The 16,197-nt window shown below is 51.8% G+C and carries 15 protein-coding genes; all 15 read left to right on the top strand.

The window, feature by feature from the left end:
• The first annotated feature begins 5 nt into the window (after positions 1–5).
• The 15 genes from tssB to A7Z06_RS20815 all read left to right on the top strand — a co-directional run bounded on the left by tssB (position 6) and on the right by A7Z06_RS20815 (position 16,105).
• Positions 6–551, top strand: a complete 546-nt coding sequence (tssB, locus tag A7Z06_RS20885; RefSeq protein ID WP_000996814.1) for a type VI secretion system contractile sheath small subunit — start codon at positions 6–8, stop codon at positions 549–551.
• Positions 552–575: 24 nt separating this feature from the next.
• Positions 576–2,090 carry a type VI secretion system contractile sheath large subunit gene (tssC, locus tag A7Z06_RS20880; RefSeq protein ID WP_000245851.1) on the top strand — a complete coding sequence of 505 codons (1,515 nt, stop codon included), beginning with the start codon at positions 576–578 and terminating at the stop codon, positions 2,088–2,090.
• Positions 2,091–2,140: 50 nt separating this feature from the next.
• Entirely contained in the window at positions 2,141–2,548 is a 408-nt protein-coding gene (locus tag A7Z06_RS20875; protein ID WP_000332237.1) for a BPSL0067 family protein, read from the top strand.
• A 12-nt stretch (positions 2,549–2,560) separates the two neighbouring features.
• Positions 2,561–3,013, top strand: a complete 453-nt coding sequence (locus tag A7Z06_RS22340; protein ID WP_094184950.1) for an STY0301 family protein — start codon at positions 2,561–2,563, stop codon at positions 3,011–3,013.
• Between the two features lie 180 nt (positions 3,014–3,193).
• Positions 3,194–3,679, top strand: a complete 486-nt coding sequence (locus A7Z06_RS20865; RefSeq protein ID WP_000312804.1) for an Hcp family type VI secretion system effector — start codon at positions 3,194–3,196, stop codon at positions 3,677–3,679.
• A 67-nt stretch (positions 3,680–3,746) separates the two neighbouring features.
• Positions 3,747–4,280 (top strand): type VI secretion system lipoprotein TssJ, encoded by a 534-nt coding sequence (gene tssJ, locus A7Z06_RS20860; protein ID WP_001042671.1) that lies wholly within the window; start codon positions 3,747–3,749, stop codon positions 4,278–4,280.
• 3 nt (positions 4,281–4,283) lie between these two features.
• Entirely contained in the window at positions 4,284–5,627 is a 1,344-nt protein-coding gene (gene tssK / locus A7Z06_RS20855; protein ID WP_000118769.1) for a type VI secretion system baseplate subunit TssK, read from the top strand.
• Positions 5,624–6,940: a type VI secretion system protein TssL, long form gene (tssL, locus tag A7Z06_RS20850; RefSeq protein ID WP_105279570.1), complete on the top strand. Its 1,317-nt coding sequence runs from the start codon at positions 5,624–5,626 to the stop codon at positions 6,938–6,940. Before tssK ends, tssL begins: the two co-directional genes overlap by 4 nt.
• 7 nt (positions 6,941–6,947) lie before the next feature.
• Entirely contained in the window at positions 6,948–7,634 is a 687-nt protein-coding gene (locus A7Z06_RS20845) for a hypothetical protein (RefSeq protein WP_000412907.1), read from the top strand.
• Positions 7,631–7,918 carry a hypothetical protein gene (locus tag A7Z06_RS20840; protein ID WP_001226254.1) on the top strand — a complete coding sequence of 96 codons (288 nt, stop codon included), beginning with the start codon at positions 7,631–7,633 and terminating at the stop codon, positions 7,916–7,918. Before A7Z06_RS20845 ends, A7Z06_RS20840 begins: the two co-directional genes overlap by 4 nt.
• The gene (tssM, locus tag A7Z06_RS20835; RefSeq protein ID WP_105279569.1) at positions 7,918–11,784 is read left to right on the top strand and encodes a type VI secretion system membrane subunit TssM; all 3,867 of its coding nucleotides are present in this window, start codon (positions 7,918–7,920) and stop codon (positions 11,782–11,784) included. The genes A7Z06_RS20840 and tssM overlap by 1 nt, the downstream gene beginning before the upstream one ends.
• Complete coding sequence (locus A7Z06_RS20830; protein ID WP_001250472.1) at positions 11,784–12,587, top strand: TagF domain-containing protein; 804 nt, start codon at positions 11,784–11,786, stop codon at positions 12,585–12,587. The genes tssM and A7Z06_RS20830 overlap by 1 nt, the downstream gene beginning before the upstream one ends.
• 144 nt (positions 12,588–12,731) lie before the next feature.
• Positions 12,732–13,466, top strand: a complete 735-nt coding sequence (locus A7Z06_RS20825) for a hypothetical protein (protein WP_000528403.1) — start codon at positions 12,732–12,734, stop codon at positions 13,464–13,466.
• Between the two features lie 53 nt (positions 13,467–13,519).
• On the top strand, positions 13,520–13,834 hold the full coding sequence (locus A7Z06_RS20820; RefSeq protein WP_001280221.1) for a hypothetical protein: 315 nt from the start codon (positions 13,520–13,522) through the stop codon (positions 13,832–13,834).
• A gap of 24 nt (positions 13,835–13,858) precedes the next feature.
• Complete coding sequence (locus A7Z06_RS20815) at positions 13,859–16,105, top strand: type VI secretion system Vgr family protein (RefSeq protein WP_105279568.1); 2,247 nt, start codon at positions 13,859–13,861, stop codon at positions 16,103–16,105.
• Positions 16,106–16,197: the final 92 nt, after the last annotated feature.

Raw genomic sequence — 16,197 nt, 5'->3', positions numbered from 1 at the left:
GGATTATGGCTATCAACAACAGCGCGCAGAAGTTTATTGCCCGCAACCGCGCGCCCCGCGTGCAGATTGAGTATGACGTAGAGATTTACGGCTCCGAGAAAAAAATCGAACTGCCGTTTGTCATGGCGGTGCTGGCCGATCTGGCCGGTAAACCACGCGAAGAGCTGCCACCGGTCACCGATCGTAAATTCCTTGATATTGATATCGATAACTTCAACGAGCGGATGAAAGCCATTGCGCCGCGCGTGGCATTTGCTGTCCCCAATACGCTGACGGGCGAAGGGCAGTTAATGGTCGATATCACGTTAGAGAATATGGACGATTTTTCGCCTGCGCAGATTGCCCGTAAGGTGGATGCCCTGAACCAGTTGCTGGAAGCACGTACTCAGCTTGCCAACCTGCAAACCTATATGGATGGTAAAGCGGGAGCAGAAAATCTGATCAACAAACTATTACAAGACCCAACGTTACTGAAAGCTCTGGCCAGCGCGCCAAAACCTGTCGCTCAACAGGAAAGTGTCTTATCAGGTGAAACGGGAACAGCAGACTAACTGCGATTTTATTAAGGAACTTTCATGGTAAACGATACTCTTCTGGCGACTGGCGACCTCTCTACTGCGCAAACCACTGCCTATCAGGAAACGGAGTTTGATTCGCTCTTGGATAAAGCCTTCCGTCCCAAGACACCTCAGGCTGCAAAGGCGGTTGAGGCGGCAGTTCAGACGCTGGCTCAACAGGCTCTGACAAATACGGTCATCGTTAGTGACGATGCTTATAAAAGTATTGCTGCGATTATTGAGCAGATCGATTTCAAATTAACGGAACAGATCAAGCTAATCCTGAGTCATCCAGATTTTCAGAAACTGGAGTCCTCCTGGCGTGGGATGGAACATTTGGTTTACAACACTGAAACCGATGAAAAATTAAAAATCCGCTTTATGAACCTTTCGAAGGATGAATTGCGGAAAAATATGAAACGTTACAAAGGGATCGCGTGGGATCAAAGCCCCATGTTCAAAAAGCTGTATGAAGCCGAATATGGGCAGTTAGGCGGAGAACCTTACGGTTGTATCATTGCGGATTATTATTTTGATCACACCCCGCCGGATGTGGATCTGCTCGGCTCCATTGCCAAAGTGGCAGCCTCCGCCCATGCGCCGTTTATTGCCGGGGCCTCTCCATCAGTGTTGCAGATGGATTCCTGGCAGGAACTGGCCAACCCGCGTGACCTGACCAAAATTGTGACCCAGAACCTCGAATATGCACCGTGGAACTCACTGCGTAAAAGCGAGGATTCTCGTTACATTGGCCTGACGATGCCGCGTTTTCTCTCCCGTTTGCCTTATGGCGCGAAAACAAACCCTGTCGATGAGTTTGATTTTGAAGAAGATGCGGATGGCGCAGATCACAGCAAATATGTCTGGAGTAATGCCGCCTATGCAATGGGGGTAAATATCAACCGTTCTTTCAAACATTACGGTTGGTGTACGTTGATCCGTGGTGTGGAATCTGGTGGGGCGGTAGAAAATCTGCCCTGTCATACCTTCCCGACCGATGACGGCGGCGTGGACATGAAATGCCCGACGGAAATCGCCATCTCTGACCGCCGTGAAGCGGAACTGGCAAAAAATGGCTTTATCCCGCTTATCCATCGCAAAAACTCTGATTACGCCGCCTTTATTGGCGCACAGTCGCTGCAAAAACCTCAGGAATATTACGACCCGGACGCCACGGCCAACGCCAATCTCTCAGCCCGGTTGCCATATCTGTTCGCTTGTTCAAGGTTTGCGCACTTCCTCAAGTGCATCGTGCGCGACAAGATCGGCTCGTTCAAAGAACGTGAAGATATGCAGCGCTGGCTCAATGAATGGATCATGAACTACGTTGATGCCGATCCGGTGAACTCCTCACAGGAAACTAAAGCTCGTCGGCCGCTGGCGGCTGCTGAAGTGGTGGTGGAAGAAGTGGAAGGTAATCCGGGTTATTACGATGCCAAATTCTTCCTGCGCCCGCATTTCCAGCTTGAAGGATTAACGGGGTCGCTGCGTCTGGTCACAAAACTGCCGTCAGTAAAACAGGGTACTGCCTGATTTTTATGAATATTTTAATGAATGATGTCAGATAATACTCAGGGGGAGATATGGCATATGTTTATGGCCTGGTAGATTCATTGCAGGGCACTGAAATGGTGGGAATGGCGGGAGCAGGAGACAGAAAGGAATGTGTGTTCTTAGTTCAGGTATATGCACATGTAGGGCATACCGGAACGTGGAAGCAGGGGCGGAAAGTTTTCGGAGATAAATCGATCCGCAGAGGAACAGCAATCGCGACTTTTGTGAATGGGAAATATCCACCGAGGGAAGATGCTCATAAACATGCTGCTTTCTATCTCGAACAAGATGATTCGTATATTTATGTTATGGACCAGTGGACAGGTAAAGCCTCGAATGTATCGGCGCGCAAAATCTCCAGAAAAGGCGGAATGCGCAGTGATGGATCCTATCCTGATGCCAGTAATAATGCGGAAGCTTTTTATGTTATTGAGTAGAGAATAGGTGCTATGGAGACGCGTTTTATTTTTTCTCTGTTATTGGGTTATATATTGTTTTATCCACAATATGTTGCAGCGTGGGAAGTCAGTTGTCCCGTGTTTATCAATATAAAATCCTCAACGACAGTACTGGAGTCGGATGTACCTACATCGTGGCAGGAATCTTCCCGTTATGAACCCCGTCTGTGGCTGGACGGCGTAGGGATGTCGCAGGGAAAACCTGAAAACCGGATAGATCTAAAACCAGAGACAGAGAAAATAAAGGGTGAAACCAGGCAAATATGGGATACCACAATGAACAGTAATCAGGATAGTGAACGTTACTGGGTTTCCTGTATTTATAACCACGGACAGGTTTGGTTATCACAACCAGTACCTGCATCGGCGACACGGTGTCAGGCATCTTCTCTGCCGGGTCAGCGGGAACAAGGAGAGTCACCGGTATCTGTGATATGTAAATAAATATAATCCATTCAGTTTATGAATTAATTACATGCCGGTATCTCATTACCGGAAATTATACAGCCTTCTGTTCTTCTGAAATTAAGGAGAGGGGGTTCTGTACGGCAATGATTTACCTGTATCCAGATGTACAGATAAATCAGAGATTATTTTTAAGTAATTCTTAATAAGGAAATGAAAATGGCTTATGACATTTTTCTGAAAATTGACGGCATTGATGGCGAGTCAATGGATGACAAACATAAAAATGAAATTGAGGTACTGAGCTGGCGCTGGAATATCCATCAGGAGTCCACCATGCACGCAGGCAGCGGTCTGGGATCCGGTAAAGTCTCCGTGACTAACCTGGAGTTTGAACATTACATCGATCGCGCCAGCCCGAATCTGTTCAAATACTGCGCCTCCGGTAAGCATATTCCGAAGTCCATCCTTGTCATGCGTAAAGCAGGCGGCAATCCACTGGAATACCTCAAGTACACCTTTACTGACCTGATTGTGGCTGTGGTTTCCCCCAGTGGTAGCAAGGAGGGCGAGATAGCTTCCCGCGAGAGAGTCGAACTCTCTTTCAGCACCGTGAAGCAGGAATACGTGGTGCAGAACCAGCAAGGTGGTAGCGGCGGCACCATCACCGCAGGCTACGACTTCAAGGCCAATAAAGAAATTTAAGCGGTACTTTTCCGGCCCGGTAAATAGCCTGGCCGGTTTTTATTATTTGATTTTAAAGGAAATTACAGTGAATAAAAGGCGTAACCCCGGTGGGTGGTTATGTGCGGTAGCTTTGTCTTTTGTCTGCCTGCTTTCCGGGTGCAGCATTGACAGCGACGACGTGCCGGACCTGATGTCACAAAGACTCGATCTGGTGATTAAGGCTTCCGATAAGGTGAATCCTGACAATCAGAAAAAAGCCGCGCCCATAGAGATACGCGTTTATGAACTGAAAAATGATGCAGCCTTCACGGCGGCGGACTGGTGGTCACTTCAGGACAATGACAAGACTGTTCTTGCCGATGATTTACTGCACCGCGACAGCTTTATCTTGCGCCCGGGCGAGGAGAAAAAACTGCGCCGCTCTCTCAATAAGGAAACCACCACGCTGGGGATCCTCGCCGGATACCGCAATCTGGGAAAATCGGTCTGGCGAGCCACATATAAAATTCCTGATCCACCGGAAAAAAGTTGGTACAGCCGCTTTATGCCGAAGAAAAAAGTCGAACTGGATGCTGACATAGAGCAAAGCGCCATCGTGATTAAAGAACGGGATGAGTAAATTATGAGTTGGAATAACCGGGTGGTCTGGAGTGAAGGACAATTTTTGCTGCCACAGATGTTTCAGCAGCAGGAACGCTATCTGGAACACGTTATTCACTACCGCAGTCTGCCGCTTTCCCCCTTTTTCTGGGGCTTCAGTGAATACAGCATTGACAGTGAGGCGCTGAACATCGGCAAACTGGTACTGAAAGAGGCTGCCGGGGTGTTTGCGGACGGTACGCCGTTTAATGCGCCGGGCCATACGCCGCTGCCGCCGCCGTTGACCATTCTGCCGGAGCATCTTAACCAGCAGATTTGCCTGGCGGTGCCGGTACGCACGCCGAACAGCGAGGAAACCAGCTTCGACAATAACCCGGAATCGCTGGCGCGCTTTTCGGTGCATGAAAATGAAATTCGCGATGCCAACTCGCTGGGGCGTGGCGCACAATTGTTGCAGCTCAGCCACCTGCGCCTGCGCCTGTTGCCGGAAAAAGCAGTGACGGATGCGTGGATCGGCCTGCCGCTGACGCGCATTACGGCTCTGCATCCCGATGGCCGGATCGAGCTTGACAAAGATTTGATCCCGCCAGTGGTGAACTACCAGGCAAGTTCACTGATATGCACCTGGCTGTCGTGGATCAACGATCTGATAAAAATGCGCGCAGATTCACTGGCGGAACGGTTGACGGGCAGTGATAAACACGGCCATGAGGCAGCGGAAGTGTCGGATTACCTGCTGTTACAAATTCTCAATCGTTTTGGCCCATTACTGATCCATCTGGCGAAAACGCCGCTGTCGCCGGAAGTGCTCTATCGTAACCTGTCCGAACTGGCCGGTGAACTCTCGACCTATGTGCGACCACAAACTCGCCGCCCGGAAGAATATAAAGAATATAAACACCTGACGCCTTATGCAGGGCTGAAATCGGTGGTGGACGAGGTACAGTACCTGCTGAATGCCGTGCTGATCCGGGGGGCGCAGCGGATTCCGCTGGAAGAGGGGGCTTATGGCATCCTCAATGCGGTGGTTGAACCTTCCGAACTATCGGGTTTCAGCGCGCTTGTGCTGACGGTGAAGGCGCAGATGTCTGCCGACGCCCTGCTGCAATATTTTTCCGCCCAGACCAAAATCGGGCCGTCCGAACGCCTGCCGGAACTGATCCGCTCGCACCTGCCGGGGCTGACTTTGCAGGTGCTGCCGGTCCCCCCGCGTCAGATTCCGTTCCAGTCCGGGTACATCTATTACGACATTCGCCGCGATGGCGTGCTTTGGGAACATATTGCCCGCTATGGAGGCATGGCCATGCACACTGCCGGAGAGTTTCCGGGGCTGGAGATGGCTCTGTGGGGAGTGCGTGATAAATGACCGACGATATCCTGACGCCGCAGGCGGCGAATACCCTGCCATTTCAGCCATCAACCGGGGGGGGAAAGGCACCCGACAATGACGGTTACGGCGCGGCCATAAAGGACACTCTTCGCAAGGAGGAGAGCAAGGTGGTCGTTGAGGACGGCCCGGATATGAAACTCCGGCTGGCTGAAATCACTGCCGCCGCTAATCCCCTGCTGGCGGCGGCAAGTCCTCTGTTATGTGCACTGGCGCAGATGCCCCGCGAACTCGCCCCTGGTTTTATCGAACATTACCGCGCCCTGCTAGAGCGGGAGGTTCGCCGATATCAGACGCTGTGCGACCAGGCAAACCTGCGCCGCGAGCATGTGCTGGCGGTTCGCTATTGCTTGTGTACGGCGCTGGATGAAGCCGCCAACAATACAAGCTGGGGGCGACGTGGGGTCTGGGCTGGAAAAAGCCTGCTGATCACCTTTCATGGCGAAAGTGAAGGTGGCATCAAGCTGTTTCAGATAATTGGTCGTCTGGCCTCCAGCTTCCAGGAGCACAGCGATGTGCTGGAAATCATTTACCACATACTGGGGCTGGGTTTTGAGGGGCGTTACAGCGTGCGCCCCGACGGGCGTAAACAACTGGACGATATCCGCCAGCAACTGCTGACTCAACTGATCCAGCGCCGCGATCCGGTAACACCAACACTTTCGCCTGGTTTCACCGGTGCCGTCGGCGGTCGGATTCGGCGGATGCAGCGAGTGCCTGTCTGGCTGAGTGGCGGAATAGCCCTGCTGGTGATGTTGACCTTATTTGGTTTTTACAACTACCGGATGAGTCTCGCCACAGAAGCCGTACAGCAGCGTATCGATGCCATTGGTAAAAATCTGCCGCCACCACCTGTTCCCGTGCATAAACTGCGACTGAAAATCTTGCTGGCGAACGAGATCACCCGTGGTCTGCTGACGGTGGAGGAAGATGAGCATCACAGTCGGGTGGTCTTCCGGGGCGACACGATGTTTGTGCCGGGGCAGAAAACCGTGAATGACGCGCTCCGCCCGGTGATTGATAAGGCCGCGCGCGAGATTGCGCGAGTGGGGGGCGCAGTGACGGTGACTGGTCACACTGACAGCCAGCCGATCCATTCTGCGGAATTCCCATCTAACCAGGAGTTATCGGAAAAAAGGGCGACGGAAGTGGCTACGCTGTTGAAGTCCGGTGGTGTTTCTACCAGTCGAATCCGGGTTGTCGGGAAGGGGGATACCGTGCCGGTGGCTGATAACCGCACTAAAACCGGACGAGCGCAGAATCGCCGGGTAGAAATTCTGGTGGTGGAGTAAATTAATAATGGAAAAGCTGGAGTGTAATGCGTCTAACCATTCGCCAGTGTGGGGAGTAACAGAATTTATATTCTGGAAACTGGCGCCTAAAAAATGGGGGGGAGGAGTAGCATTTGGGCGTTATTTTAAAGATGGTTGGGTGAAGCATAACAGCCTTTTGATCAATGCAGCTGCAAATGCCTGGCATTTACCTGCTCCCTTGCTTGCTGGAGTTTGTTGGATTGAAGTAGTGGGAGATCCTCAGATTGTAGACACGTTGGCATTTGAATTTCGTGCTATGAGTTGGAGTGGGCCTGAGTGGGTTGATGAACATATCACAATAGCTTCGAAACCAGAAAAAACATCTTTTGGTGCGGTGAGTATGCAATTGCGAACTGCAGCCAAAACACTCGGGCTTGATGAGACTAAAATGGATAATTCTCAGTTGCGTGAGTTGGAAAATTACCTCCAACATGATGTCTTTAATATAAAATTAGCTGCAAGGCATCGCTATCAATTGGCTGAAAAAGATGGCTTTCAGGTATCCTTACCTCACCTGACAGAAGAACAAATAAGAATTATTGAAGCTCGTTATAATCGAGGTATTTCTCTTAGTCTGGAAAAAATAAAGCAAGATACCAGCTATGGCGATTTTATTATCAACAACTGGTTGCATTTCTCTGGTTTATTAATGACTGTCTGGGAGTCCTCATGAGAAAAATAATTAAGATAACAGGATGGTTATTATTCATTATGGGGTTGGTCACTATCATGCTTTTTTCCGGGAATGAGTATCAGTGGATGCAGGATATGGAGCCTTCAATAACAGCATTGCCTCAGAGAAATGGAAATAGAGAGGTAATCAGAAGATTAATTTATTTTATTTCAGCGGCTATTCAGATTGTTCTTTATTTTCTTTCAGTATCACGTACAGGAAAGGGGGTTTCAGTCCTGGGTATTTTGCTATTACTGATTATCGCATGGAGCTCTGAACAATAATGCAAAAATTTCTCAGTCTGCTGTTTTCCCGCCGCGCATTGGCGATTGTCGGCGTGGTGATGCTTGCGCTGCTGGTCTGGTTTATCGGACCGCTGGTGGCGTTTGACACCCTGCATCCGCTGGTGTCCGTGAGCAGTAGGGGGGTGACCATCGTTCTATTACTGATGCTGCTCATCCTGTGGCTGGTGAACTGGTCAATGAGCATTATTGGCGTTACGGTTCTGTGCCTGATCATCGGTTTTGTGTCACCGTTGCTGGCCTTTGGCGACGTTCGCCCGTTTGCGCCACTGTGGCTGCGTCTGACGCTTATCGGCCTGATCCTGCTGACTTATGCACTATACGGCCTGTACCGCCTGTGGCGGGCGCTGCGCCTGGATGAACAATTGCTGCGCCGTTTCCTGCATCCACGCGGGGAAGACGTGCCGGTGGCCGGGGAAATTAAAGCTGATTTGCGCACCGTCAGCAATATTGTCACCCGCGCCATCCGGCAACTAAAACAACTACGAGTAGATCAGCCATTCTGGCGTAAGGCACTGGAAGGAAAGCGTTTTCTGTACGAGTTACCGTGGTTTATGGTCATCGGCAGTCCGGGCGATGGTAAAACTACCGCGTTGCTCAACACTGGATTGCAGTTCCCACTAGCAGAACAGATGGAACAGACCGTACATATCCTGAATGTACCTGGTGGCGGCACGCTGCATTGCGACTGGTGGTTTACCAACGAAGCGGTACTTATCGATACCGCTGGGCGCTATGCCCGCCACGATGATGGCGGCGAAACGAACGCGACACAGCGTAACGCCGGAGAGTGGCAAGGATTTTTGGGGTTGCTGCGAAAACACCGCCCCAACGCGCCGTTGAACGGCGTGCTTCTGACGCTGAACGTGGCAGATCTAACCGCGCAGTCATCGGCAGAACGCCTGGCTACTTGTGCAGCCCTGCGTGCACGGCTGGCAGAACTGAGAGAGACGCTAGGGATCCGTTTTCCTGTGTATCTTATTGTCACAAAAATGGATCTGTTGCCGGGCTTTACGGAGTATTTTCGTGGTCTTACCAGTCACCTTCGTACCCAGGTATGGGGCTTCACTTTGCCTTACAGCCGGAAACGTAATTCCGCAGATCTGCAGTCGCGACATGCGCTCTGTGGGCAGGAACTGGCAAATCTGACGCTGCGGCTGGATCAGGGGCTGGATACCCGGTTGCAGGAAGAGTACGACCTTAAAAGCCGCCAGCGGCTGTATCGCTTCCCGCGTGAATTTGCCGCGCTGGGCGCGCCATTGCTGGAAGCCATTGAACAGATCTTCCTCGATTCAAAATTCGATGCCACCCAGCTTAACAACACCTTGCGCGGCGTATTTTTCACCAGCGCGGCACAGGCGCAGGCGGACGCCGTGGCAGACCATACGGGCATCTGGCCGCGTTTTGTCCGGGCAATAAAAGGGAAGGCGGATTCACCGTCTCATACCCTGCCGGACGGCAACCGCAGCTATTTTCTCCACGATCTACTGAAACAGTTAATCTTCCGCGAAGCGCACCTGGTGGAGCCGAATCTCCAGTGGGCATGGCGTTACCGGCTACTGCGTACCGGCGGGCATCTGCTGGTACTGGCGCTGGCTTTCTGGTTATGGCAGGGAATGCAGGGCAGCCAGCAGGGTAACAACGGGTATCTGAATGAAATCGCCACCCGGACGGCTAAACTGGATACTGATGTCAAAGCCTATACCGGAAAACCTGCGATGCACCCGGTTCCCGCATTACTGAACCAGGCGCGGGCGCTCTCTGCCTGGCCGGGGCTGGATCCGGACTCACCGCCGCTGGCCTGGCGTTACGGGCTGTACAGCGTTCCGCCGGTGATGGAGAGTGTGGCCTCTCTGTACGACCGCCTGCTGGACCAGCTGCTGTTGCCGCCGCTGGTGAAACGCATGGAATATGTGCTTTCGGATGCGATAGCACGTCAGAACAGCAAAGCCGCCTATGACACCCTGCATGTTTATCTGCTGCTGAACCTCGATAAAGACCACGAGGACAAATACAACGCGGCGGAAATTCACTCATGGGTACTGAATGACCTGGACAACCGCGACAGCGTGGCGGAGTTTGGTGGTCGTGCAGCCGTGCTGGAACATATCGACGCTCTGTTTGACGGTAGCCGCGTAGTGCATTCGCCCTACGAAAAAGATGAGGGGTTGATCCGCCAGGCGCGAACTTTCCTCGATGGACACACCAGCACTGAGCGTATCTATGCCCGTGCACTGGCTTCTATGGAGAGTGAAGCACCGCAGGAGTTTTCGCTGGTGCGCGCTGTAGGGGCAGATGCTGGAACCGTCTTTGTTCGCACGGATGGCGCGCCGCTGGATCGGGGCGTACCGGGCATCTTCACCCGCGAAGGCTACCGGGAGTTATTCGACAAACGACTGCCTGAATTTGTTGCCGCAGCGTCAGCGAATGATGCCTGGGTGATGGGGCGGGAAAATGCGCAAAAAAAAACGACTGAGAGTGTAATGAGTCAGTTACCGGGACAGGAACTCCCGGTTACCCGTGAAGTCCGTCGCCTGTACCTGACTGAATATGCCCGCCGGTGGCAGGATTTTCTGGTCAGTATTCACAGCATCAACAGCGCCGGGGAGGACGGTGGTCCGGGGCTGGCCTATGATCTTCAGGTGCTCCGTACCCTGGCCTCGCCAGATTCACCGTTGATGCGGCTGAGTAAAGCCGTGGTGGAGCAGACCACCCTGGTACCGCCGCTGGATGCACAGGCCAGACAAAAGCAGATGGCCCAGCGAGCGCAGGATCGGCTTTCCGGTAATGCGGGAAAAGCGGTACAGACGGCGAAGCTGTTCCAGGACATCCATCCAGAAGAACGTCTGGAGAAAACGCTGGTGGATGATCGTTTTGCCGCATTGCGGGAAGTTGTTTCCGGGCGTATGGACAGCGGACAAGGGGGCGGTGCACCACAGCTTAATTCGCTGCTGACGATGCTCAATGAATATTACACCCAGCTCACCATTGCAGACAGTGCACTGGCGGCCAGCACATTACCGGGCCGCATTTCGGCGGCGGATAAACTTCAACTGGAGGCAGCAAAACTACCCGCGCCGCTGAAAAATATTCTGCTGGATTTAACACTGCAGGGGACACGCAAAATCAATGCCGGAACGGGTGAAGTGCTGAATGCGCAAATGGAGGCGGTGATCGGTGATGAGTGCCGTGACGCCATTGACGGGCGCTATCCCTTTACCGACAGCCCGCAGGAGGTCAGCGCGGACGATTTTAACCGTATCTTTGCCAGCGGCGGGGTGCTGGATGCCTTCTGGACGAAACAACTGGCCCCGCTGGCGGACATTGCCAGCAATCCGTGGCGTTACAAACCGACCGAAGGCAACATGACGCTGCACGGGCCAGATCTGGTGCCGTTTCAGGAGGCAGAACAAATCCGCCGCGTCTTTTTTAACGGGGAAGGCGGGAAAAAGTTTTCCTGGGCGATGCAGGTCCGCGTCGTGGATATGGATCCGGCCATCACCGAGCTGGTGATTGACATTGATGGGCAGGTGCTGCGTTACGCTCACGGCCCGGTCAGGCCGCTAAAAGTGAACTGGCCGGGGCCGCGCAACGGCTCAATGGCGGAAATCACCGCCAGCCCGCGCATCCGCCAGGACACCTCGACGCTGCTGACGAACGGGCCGTGGGCGCTGTTTCACCTGCTGGACGCGGGTAACGCGCAGGATACAGCGGTACGGGGAACGCAGCAGGTGGAGTACAGTTTTGATGGGCGACGGGTAGTGCTGGAAATCACCGCCGGGAGAGACTTTGACCCGGTGAACCGGGGACTACTGCAACGTTTCGCCTGCCCGGAGAGGGCGCTCTAATGCGCCGTGCTACGGCAGTATCGACCCCGTCGATGTTCGGTAGGTTGCCGGACCAGCGTGATTATGTGCGCTGGCGGGTGAGCGCGAACGAAGGACAGGTGTGGCAGGCGTGGCTGAACCAGCAGACGTGGCTTGGGCAGGGGCGGCATATTGTACTGCCGGAAGGAACGGATGCCGTGACGACGGGAGAGAATGACGGTTGGATGCACTTATCACCGCGTGAAAAGTCGGTGCTGCCGGAGCACCATCCGCTGCCGTGGAGCTTCGTCCTGTCGCCGGGGTTTTTACCCATTGGCGGGCGTGATGAATGGATGACAGGGGTACTGACCGCCTCGCGAGACAGCACGGGCAGGCCGTGGCCGCTGGTGATTTACCAGCGTGCCGGACGGGAATGGCTGGAAGAGAGTCTGGATGAAACGCAAGGCTGGCTGTACTGGCTGGCAAGACTGGCGGCAGTACATGTCTCACCACAGACAGAACGCTGTGGGCGGCTGGCGGAGCAGGCAGACCAGCTGTGGGCGATGTGGCGACCGGGGCCGCGCTGGGCGCAGTGGTTGCGTGGTTTGCGGCGTGTACCGCAGCGCAGCCGGGAACTCACCGACCTGCCGGACGCACCGGTAGTGGAACTGCCCGGCGTGCGGCACCTGCCGTGGCCGGGCTGGCCGGACAAAATGCTGACACAGGCACAACAAGGGCAGGGGTGGTTCTGGCAGCAGAACAGCGAGGGGCGGTATGTGGATGCGCTGCGGCTGGAGAAAAAATCATGTGCCACGAATGCTGAGAATAGCTATACAAAAATATGACGATAAACGTGTAGATGGGAAACAAATATACCCATGAAATTCAAGTTGATTGCTATCTTCAGGCTATCCCTGGTCCCGTCTGCGTTGGTGGATAAGCAAGCATCTTCAGGTTTATTGGATATATAGCAATATACGGAGGTGAACATGGGTAACTCTCATGATGAGGCTATTCAGCAGGCATATGATGCTTATGACGACTTAATGCTGGATAAACGATATATCAGGGACAATGATGCCTGGGGCGATTTAAGAATTGACCGTGAAAATGGTGCAATCTCATTATTGCTGAGATGGAAATATAATTGGATAAAAAGATGGGATGCAAAAACTGATTGGACAGATATGGAGAAAAATGCCTTTCATGGGAAGGTTATTTTTGTCATTAATCAAACATGGAATAATAAGGTTTTTTTATCCGTTTCTGGGAAGTCTGAGTTTGTTAGTAAGTTTAATGGTAAGGACTTACCCTTCACAATAGAAATAATTCAGACTGATCGTCATGGGTATTGGGATGTAGTAGTGTTTAAAATTGATAATGATGATCCAAATAGCTTTCGTCAGAGTAACATTGTCTGGAATAGTCGATACGTTGAATTTGACTCTAAAGATATAGTTGCAGCAGCTAAATGTCTTGGCTCATCAAAAGTTTGCCATGAGCAAATAGGGCTGTCTCACGAGCTTGGGCATATTATTGGATATCTTACTGATGAATACTATAGTGACGATGCAGATAAAGCAACTACACCATTCTCCGGCGACGCCAGTGCGTTAATGAATATTGGTATGGAACTGCGCTCTCGTTATATGGAAAATGTCATTGAGCGGTTAAATAGAATGGTTCCGGGTTCTGAATTTTTTGTGAAAAGCGTAAAAAAATGAAGCTAATATACGCTGTGATTATTTTTTTGATAGTGGGTGGGGCGAAAAATAGCATGTCTGATATCCCTGAACATGCTTATCTGAATGCGAGTGGTGTGTATAATGGAGTTGAAGAGAATGTTTTATTAAATAACTATGGTAAGCCAGAGCATGAATTTATAAAGCCTCGTTATAAACTTGTCGGCGAGTATTATATCGAAATTGAAAATACCTATCGCTCAACAAATCCTGAATTCAAAAATATCTCCATCAAAGAAATGTTTTGGCATTTGCGGCAGGATTTAAATCTTACATGTTTTTTTCATTATAAAGATGGACAGTGGCGGGTTATTTCTTATTTTTTCTGGTCGCCGGGCGCTAAATTCTAATCCGATATTAAAGGAATAAATATCATGAGTTTTGTATCTGCGGGTAATAAATCTGGCAGTAACGGTGGGCCAGCTATCTCCACGCCACCGATAGCCGGAGAAAGTAGTGCTATAAGCGCAAGTTCAGCCGCAACCGATGTAGCTGATGCAGCCGAACAGATGGCAGAACAGGCAGTTGCAGATCTATTTGGTGCGCTTCCAGAACCGTCAGGACTGGTTAAAGCTGCAGTAGCTGCTGCGCAGGCCGCCGCCGCCGCGTCAGGGATCTCGGATATGGCTGGTGCAGCTCAGGATGCGGCGGCATCGCTTGCTGCCGCTGGTTCGGGGGCGCATAACGTCACAGTAAGTGGTAGTGCGGTGCCGGCGCAGATTCTGCTGTTTGCAGGTATGAATGGTTCGGAAGGGCTTGGGAATCTGTTTTCCTATACAGTACAGCTTAAAACGCCTGACACCCTGAACCTCGGATATGTCTCCCCTGCTGCCAATCTGCCGCTCAAACCGATGGTGGGCAAAGACATGTGTGTCAATATCGAACTGGACGGTGGTGGCAAACGGCATATCAGCGGGCTGGTGACGGCTGCGAGGGTAGTCGGTCACGAGGGGCGCTCAGTCACGTATGAATTGCGCATTGAACCGTGGTTGAAGCTGCTGACCCACACCAGCGACTACAAAGCCTTCCAGAACAAAACCGTGGTGGAGATTCTCGATGAAGTCCTGGCTGAATATTCTTTTCCGGTGGAAAAACGGCTGGTGGAAAATTATCCCCCCCGCGCCTGGCAGGTGCAGTATGGTGAAACCGATTTTGATTTCATCCAGCGCCTGATGCAGGAATGGGGTATCTACTGGTGGTTTGAGCACAGCGAGAACAGCCACACGCTGGTACTGGCTGATGCCATCAATGGTCATAAAACGTGCCCGGACTCGCCGCTGGTAGAGTGGCACCAGGAAGGACTGAAGCTCGATAAGGAATTTATCCACACCATTACGGCCAGTGAGAGGCTGCGTACTGGAAAGTGGGTGCTGGACGATTTTGATTTTATGAAGCCGCGTTCACTGCTGAAAAGTACCGTGGCTAATCCGCGTGATACCGGTCATGCTGAATATGAGCATTACGAATGGCCTGGTGATTACTTCACTATGGGGGAAGGCGAGATGCTGACGCGCATTCGTATGGAAGCGCAGCGCAGCCCTGGCAGCCGGGTTGGAGGGGCGGGGAATATCCGCACCCTCATGACTGGTTACACCTTTACGTTGATGAATCATCCGACGGCGGAGGTCAACCAGGAATATCTGCTGGTGCAGACCACACTGTTTTTACGGGACAATGCGCAGTACAGCGGCCAGGACCAGCATTTTACCTATGTCACCACGTTCGAACTGCACCCTACCAGTGAAGTCTACCGCCCACAGCGAACCCTGAGCAAACCCCATACCAAAGGCCCGCAGAGCGCCATCGTCACCGGTCCGGCGGGGCAGGAGATCTGGACGGATAAATATGGCCGGGTGAAGGTGCAGTTTGGCTGGGATCGTTATGGTAACAATGACGAAAACAGCTCCTGCTGGGTCCGTGTTAGCTATCCGTGGGCGGGAAAAGGATTCGGCATGATCCAGATCCCGCGTATTGGCCAGGAAGTGCTGGTGGATTTCAAAAATGGTGACCCGGATTTACCCATCATCGTGGGGCGGACATACAACCAGGACACGATGCCGCCGTGGGGATTGCCTGGTGCAGCGACGCAAAGTGGGTTTTACAGCCACACAATTGGTGGGGGGCCGACGAATGCCAACGCCCTGCGTTTTGAGGATAAACCTGGTGGGGAAGAGGTCTGGTTGCATGCCGAGAAAGATCAGCGCATTGAAGTAAATAATAATGAAAGCCACTGGGTGGGGAATAATCGACTTAAAGTTATTGATAAAACAGAAACAGCGATTATTGGTGAGAAACGTTCTCTTACAGTTCAGACGGATGATACTTCCCTTGCCGGAGGAGATAAAACAATTCAGACCGTACAGAATTTACGCTTTGCAGCGGGAGATTCCATTATTCTTAGCTGCGGAGAAACTATCCTACAAATGACCAGTGACGGAATATTTAATATAACCTGTAAGAACTTTAATATTACTGCAACAGAGAACGGAAAAATAAATACACAATCAGGGCAGCTTGATTTAAACATGAATGACAGAAAGGCAGATATATCGCCGCCTGGCACATTAGAGAAAACTACTCTTCAGACGGCGATAGATATCACCTTCATGACTGAAAAATAAATCACAACCATTATTAAATATTTTATTCAAAGGGACTCTTTCCATTATGACGGAATATTATGTAAATGAAGCCGTTCTGTCTTTCGACGGCA

It is taken from the genome of Escherichia sp. MOD1-EC6819, assembly GCF_002965765.1.
GTDB classification, from domain to species: domain Bacteria; phylum Pseudomonadota; class Gammaproteobacteria; order Enterobacterales; family Enterobacteriaceae; genus Escherichia; species Escherichia ruysiae.
This window is presented reverse-complemented; position numbering and strand designations above follow the sequence as displayed.